The following is a 6,000-nucleotide window of genomic DNA, read 5'->3' as shown; positions in this document are numbered from 1 at the left end:
TGGTTTCCCTGGTGCTCGTTAGGTCTTCGCAAACTCAACGTTAGCCAAGAACCACGATGACCCACCTCTCTCGCCCGTAGGGCGCCTTCGGTTGGTTCAGTTACACCATTTCCAGGGACACGATCCTCGAATCCGCAGTCCCGGGTTACGCCTTCGGCTAACCCAGGCTACAGCAGCTACCTCGTGGCATCCGTAGGGTGGAAGACGCTTTATCCTTCCACCACAAGATCTGCGCCAGCTAGCGTCTGAGCAGGCTCGTCCAGAGCGTCGCCGCCACGATCAGCAAACCGCCGACCCAGGCTTGCACGGTCAGTCGCTCACTCAGCCAGAGCACGGCGAACAGCGCCCCGAACAGCGGCTCGCTGCCCATCAGCAGCGATACCCGCGTCGGGCTGCTGCGGCGCAGTGCGTAGTTCTGCACGAAGAAGGCGAACAGGGTGGCGAACAGCACCAAGTACAAGGTGCCGACCCAGAACGCCGGCTCCCTGGGCAGTGCGGGCAGGCCGCCAGGCAAGGTCGATACCCCCAGCAGCAGGCAGCCGCAGCCGATCACCCCGGTCTGTACCGCGGTCAGGGCCAGGGCCGGCACCTGGGTATGGGCGGTCAGGCGCCCGGTCAGGCACACCAGCAGGGCGCGCAGCAGCGCGGCCAGCAACATCAGGCCATCGCCCAGGTTGAGCTGCAGCTCGATACCGCCACTGAGCAGCCAGGTACCGAGCAATGACAGGCCCACGGCGGGCAGCAGCCGCGCGTCCGGCTTCTGCCCGAGCAGCCGCCATTCGACGAACGGCGTGAGCACCACGCACAGGCTGATCAGAAAGGCCGCGTTACTCGCCGTGGTGTGCAGCACCCCATAGGTCTCGCAGAGGAAGATCGCCAGCATCACTCCGCCCAGCGGTACACCCGGCGCCCAGGCCTTGCGCCCCTCGCCACGCAACTGTGGCAGCAGGATGAGAAAGGTCAGGCCGAAGCGCACGGCGAGAAAGCCCAGCACCGGGTAGAAGGCCAGCGCCTGCTTGGCCACGCCATAGCTGGTGCCCCACACCAGGGCGACCAGCAGCAGCAACACGTCGCTGACCTGCAACAGGCGTGAGGGGGATCGGCGGATCAGGCTGGTCATGGCGGCTCCAGGCGAAAGTCGGAGGTGCCATTGTCGATTGAGTCCTGAATAATGATAATCCCGCCATCAAACACAAGACTTGTTCGCCATGAGCACAAATATCGCCAGCCATCTGCTGCCCTACATGGCCGCCTTCGTGCGCGTGGTCGAGGCCGGCAGTTTCTCCGCCGCCGCGCGCCAGCAGGGCAGTACCGCCTCGGCGGTGAGCCGGCAGATCGCCCACCTGGAACAGGCCCTCGGCCTGCGCCTGCTGGAACGCACCACCCGCCGCCTGCGGCTGAGCGAAGCCGGCGCCGAGGTCTTCGAGCGCTGCCGGGAGATGCTCGGCGCAGCGCAGGCGGCGCTGGACGTGGGCGAGCGGCTGATGAGCCACCCGCGCGGGCGGGTGCGCCTGAGCGTGCCCAAGGCCTTCGGCCGCTTTCTGGTCGCGCCGCTGATCGGCGATTTCCTCAGGCGCCACCCGGAAGTGGACGTCAGCCTCAACCTCAGCGATCGCAGTCCGGATCTGATCGCCGAGCAGTTCGACCTGCTGGTGTGCATCACCGACCAGCCGCCGCCGGCGCTGGCCGGTCGGCCCCTGTGCCATGTGCAGCAACTGCTGTGCGCCAGCCCCGCCTACCTGCAGCGCCATGGCACACCGCAACACCCGCAGGAACTGGTGCGCCATGCCTGCCTGTACCTCGACGAAACGCCCGACGACAAGCGCTGGCACTTCAGCAACGGCCGCGAGCAGTGCGTGGTGACGGTGAACGGACGCTTCGCCAGCAACCACAGCGAAGTACGCCTTGGCGGCGCGCTGGATCACTTGGGCATCGCCTGCCTGCCCCACTTCACCGCCGCCGCCGCGCTGGCCAACGGCGAGCTGCTGCAGGTGCTGCCGCAGTGGCGCTACACCGGCTCCTACCAGGGCACCGCCTGGGTTCTCTACCGCCCGACCCGGCACCTGCCGCCGAAGCTGCGGGTGCTGATCGATCATCTGGCCGATGGGCTGGGCAAAAGCGCCTGATACCTGGCGTGACGACCAAGGGCCGCAACCGGTTGCACGCGAGATATGCGTCGCGTACAACCCTGGAATCGAACAATGCTGCGGCGATCGAAAGGATGCTCCGTCGCCTGGACGACAGCCACTTCAACCTCACTACCCGTGCACCGCAAGGGCAAGGAACTCGCCTGATGCAAGTCGAACAATTCACCTCAGGCCGCTGGTTGCAGCAATACCAGTACAAGAGCTTTTCACCGACGCCAATCAATGGCGAGTGGCAGTGGCTCGACCCACGGCTCAATACGTTACTGGAACGTGCCTCGCGCGCGCTGGCAGAGCTCAACGCGCTGTCGCTGATGGTTCCGGACGTGGATCTGTTCATCCGTATGCATATCGCCAAGGAAGCCAATACCTCCAGCCGCATCGAGGGCACTCAGACGCAGATGGATGAAGCCATCATGCGCAGGGAGCAGGTAGCGCCGGAGAAGCGCGACGACTGGCAGGAGGTGCAGAACTATATCCAGGCGATCAATACCGCCGTCGAAGATCTCAAGCACTTGCCGCTGTCCATCCGTCTACTCAAGCAGACCCATGGGGTACTGATGCAAGGCGTGCGCGGCGATTACAAGATGCCAGGGGAATTTCGCACCTCGCAGAACTGGATCGGCGGCAGCAACCTGAACAATGCGGTGTTCGTACCGCCGCATCCTGATGAAGTGCCGGAACTGATGGGCGACCTGGAGAAGTTCTGGCACAACGAACAGGTACTGGTGCCCGACCTGATCCGCATTGCCCTGAGCCACTACCAGTTCGAGACCATCCACCCGTTTCTCGACGGCAACGGCCGGATCGGCCGCCTGCTGATCACGCTGTACCTGGTGGATAAAGGGCTGTTACACAAGCCGGCGTTGTACCTGTCGGATTTCTTCGAGCGCAATCGTGGCGCCTATTACGATGCCCTGACCGTGGTACGCAGCTCCAACGACCTGCTGCACTGGCTACGCTTCTTCCTTACCGCCGTGGTCGAGACAGCCACCAGCAGTAAAGAGACCTTCATGGCGATCATGGCCCTGCGCCAGGAGGTCGAGCACCAGATCCTCGCACTGGGTGGCCGTGCGGAGAATGCCAAGAAGTTGCTGCTGTACCTCTACCAACGACCAATGCTCAGCGTGAACGAAGCCGCCGAGTACCTCGGAGTTACCCATCAGAGCGCCAATACTCTGATCAAACACATGGAACAGATGGAGGTACTGGTGGAAACCACAGGCTATGGCCGTAATCGCCTGTATCTGTTCAAGCGTTATTTCGACCTGTTTATGAAATAAAAACCCATCTGCTCTTACACAGGAAAATCCTTATGTAAGTAAATAGGCGATAAATTTACATATGGAATTCGCTATGTAAACCTGACCCGTAATCCAGCCAGAGTCAGAAACAGAAAACACCACGTTGGTCGAAGCAACTCACCGGACAGGCCACTGAAGATGGCCACGGCAGCGCCCGCATAACGCCCCTCACACCGCCACCGGCGCCTTGATATGCGGGTGCGCTTGGTAGCCGACCAGCTCGAAATCCTCGAAACGGAAGGCGAACAGATCCTTGACCTCGGGGTTGAGCTTCATGGTCGGCAGCGGCAGCGGTTCGCGGCTCAGTTGCAGGTCGGCCTGTTCCAGGTGGTTGGCGTACAGGTGGCAGTCGCCGCCGGTCCAGATGAACTCGCCCGGTTGCAGGCCGCACACCTGGGCCACCATCAGGGTCAGCAGGGCGTAGCTGGCGATATTGAAGGGCACGCCGAGGAAGATGTCCGCCGAGCGCTGGTACAGCTGGCAGCTGAGCTTGCCGTCGGCGACGTAGAACTGGAACAGCGCGTGGCAGGGCGGCAGGGCCATCTGGTCGACCAGGGCGGGGTTCCAGGCGGACACCATCAGCCGGCGCGAGTCCGGGTTGTTCCTGATCATCTCGATCAGCTTGCTGATCTGGTCGACCGACTCGCCGTTCGGCGCCGGCCAGTTGCGCCACTGGTAGCCATAGACCGGGCCGAGGTCGCCGTTCTCGTCGGCCCACTCGTCCCAGATGCGCACGCCGTTGTCCTTCAGGTACTGGATGTTGGTATCGCCCTGGAGGAACCACAGCAGCTCGTGAATGATCGACTTGAGGTGACACTTCTTGGTGGTCACCAGGGGAAAGCCGTCGGCCAGGTCGAAACGCATCTGGTGGGCGAACAGGCTGTAGGTCCCGGTGCCGGTGCGGTCGCGCTTGAAGGTGCCGTTCTCGCGCACCTGGCGCATCAGGTCGAGGTACTGTTTCATGGCGCGACTCCCTGGGCGGCCTGGCGTTTGTAGGCATAGGCGATCAGGCCCAGGCCGGCGAGGATCATCGGTACGCAGAGCACCTGGCCCATGGTCAGCCAGCCCCAGGCCAGGTAGCCGAGCTGGGCATCGGGCACGCGGACGAACTCGACGATGAACCGGAAGATGCCGTAGCACACCGCGAACAGGCCCGAGACCGCCATGGTCGGCCGCGGTTTGCGCGAGTAGAACCAGAGGATGGCGAACAGCGCCACCCCTTCCAGGGCGAACTGGTACAGCTGCGAGGGGTGGCGCGGCTCCGGCCCGCCGGTGGGGAAGACCATGGCCCAGGGCACGTCGGTGACCTTGCCCCACAGTTCGGCGTTGATGAAGTTGCCGATCCGGCCCGCCCCCAGGCCGATGGGCACCAGCGGCGCGATGAAGTCCATCAGTTCGAAGAAGCTCTTGCCGTTGCGCCTGGCGAACCACCAGGTGGCCAGCATCACCCCGATCAGACCGCCGTGGAACGACATGCCGCCCTTCCACACCTCGAGAATCAGCAGCGGGTTGGCGATGTAGGCCGGCAGGTCGTAGAACAGCACGTAACCCAGGCGGCCGCCGACGATCACCCCCATGGCCACCCAGAACACCAGGTCGGAGAGTTTCTCCTTGCTCCAGGTGGGATCGAAGGCGTGCAGCCGGCGCGAAGCGAGGAACCAGGCGCCGCCGATACCGACCAGGTACATCAGGCCATACCAGTGGATCTGCAGGAAACCCAGGTCGAGGGCGACCGGATCAATGTTCGGGTAAGGCAGCATCAGGATTCCTCACAGCAGAAAATGCAGGCCGACGGCGACCAGCAACAGTGCGAACAGGCGCTTGAGCAGTCGCGGCGAAAGACGGTGCGCCAAACGAGCGCCGGTACGCGCGAAAAATACGCTGGTCAGCGCGATGCCCAGCAACGCGGGCAGGTAAACATAACCCAGGCTCCACTCGGGCAGACGCTCCCCGCCCCAGCCCAGCCACAGGTAGCTCAGGGCACCGGCCGCGGCGATGGGCCAGCCGCAGGCCGACGAGGTGGCCACGGCCTGCTGTACCGATACGCCGCGCCAGGTCAGGAAGGGCACGGTCAGCGAACCGCCGCCGATACCGATGATCGCCGACGCCCAGCCGATCACCACGCCCGCCACACTCAATGCCGGCCTGCCGGGCACGTCGCGGACGGCCCTGGGTTTGAGATCCAGGCCCAACTGCAGGGCCACGCACAAGGCGAACACGCCGATGATCTTCTGTAGCAGCTGGCCGTCGATCGACTCGGCCGTCAGCGCGCCCAGGGCGGAGCCGAGCACGATACCGAGGGTCAGCCAGACGAACAGGCCCCAGCGCACCGCGCCGCGCCGATGGTGCTCACGCACGGCGTTGATCGAGGTGAACAGGATCGTGGCCAGGGAGGTGCCCACCGCCATATGGGTCAGCACCGCGCTGTCGAAGCCCTGGGCGGTAAAGCTGAAGACCAGCACCGGCACGATGATCATGCCGCCACCGACACCGAACAGACCGGCCAGCAGGCCCGCAGCGGCGCCCAGCAGGATATAGATTAAGAAGACCAT

At 63.9% G+C, this 6,000-nt stretch carries 6 protein-coding genes; 2 read left to right on the top strand and 4 right to left on the bottom strand.

From position 1 onward, the window contains the following. Positions 1-238 precede the first annotated feature (238 nt). On the bottom strand, positions 239-1,120 hold the full coding sequence (locus tag DNK34_RS22090; protein ID WP_131177362.1) for a DMT family transporter: 882 nt from the start codon (positions 1,118-1,120) through the stop codon (positions 239-241). An 88-nt stretch (positions 1,121-1,208) separates the two neighbouring features. On the opposite strand from DNK34_RS22090, the gene DNK34_RS22085 reads away from it, so the two are divergent. Next, positions 1,209-2,126 (top strand): LysR family transcriptional regulator, encoded by a 918-nt coding sequence (locus DNK34_RS22085; RefSeq protein WP_131177361.1) that lies wholly within the window; start codon positions 1,209-1,211, stop codon positions 2,124-2,126. A gap of 167 nt (positions 2,127-2,293) precedes the next feature. After that, the gene (locus DNK34_RS22080) at positions 2,294-3,427 is read left to right on the top strand and encodes a Fic family protein (protein ID WP_131177360.1); all 1,134 of its coding nucleotides are present in this window, start codon (positions 2,294-2,296) and stop codon (positions 3,425-3,427) included. A gap of 189 nt (positions 3,428-3,616) precedes the next feature. Here DNK34_RS22080 and DNK34_RS22075 read toward each other — a convergent pair whose 3' ends face one another. Genes DNK34_RS22075 through DNK34_RS22065 form a run of 3 tightly spaced genes read right to left on the bottom strand, consistent with a single transcriptional unit; the run spans position 3,617 to position 6,000 of the window. Then, entirely contained in the window at positions 3,617-4,411 is a 795-nt protein-coding gene (locus tag DNK34_RS22075; RefSeq protein ID WP_131177359.1) for a thymidylate synthase, read from the bottom strand. After that, on the bottom strand, positions 4,408-5,208 hold the full coding sequence (lgt, locus tag DNK34_RS22070; RefSeq protein WP_131177358.1) for a prolipoprotein diacylglyceryl transferase: 801 nt from the start codon (positions 5,206-5,208) through the stop codon (positions 4,408-4,410). The genes DNK34_RS22075 and lgt overlap by 4 nt, the downstream gene beginning before the upstream one ends. 9 nt (positions 5,209-5,217) lie before the next feature. Further along, positions 5,218-6,000: a sulfite exporter TauE/SafE family protein gene (locus DNK34_RS22065; RefSeq protein WP_131177357.1), complete on the bottom strand. Its 783-nt coding sequence runs from the start codon at positions 5,998-6,000 to the stop codon at positions 5,218-5,220.

It is taken from the genome of Phytopseudomonas dryadis (genome assembly GCF_004327355.1).
Classification (GTDB): Bacteria; Pseudomonadota; Gammaproteobacteria; order Pseudomonadales; family Pseudomonadaceae; genus Aquipseudomonas; species Aquipseudomonas dryadis.
Note: the sequence above shows the minus strand (reverse complement) of the source record. Positions and strands in the feature narration are given on the sequence as shown.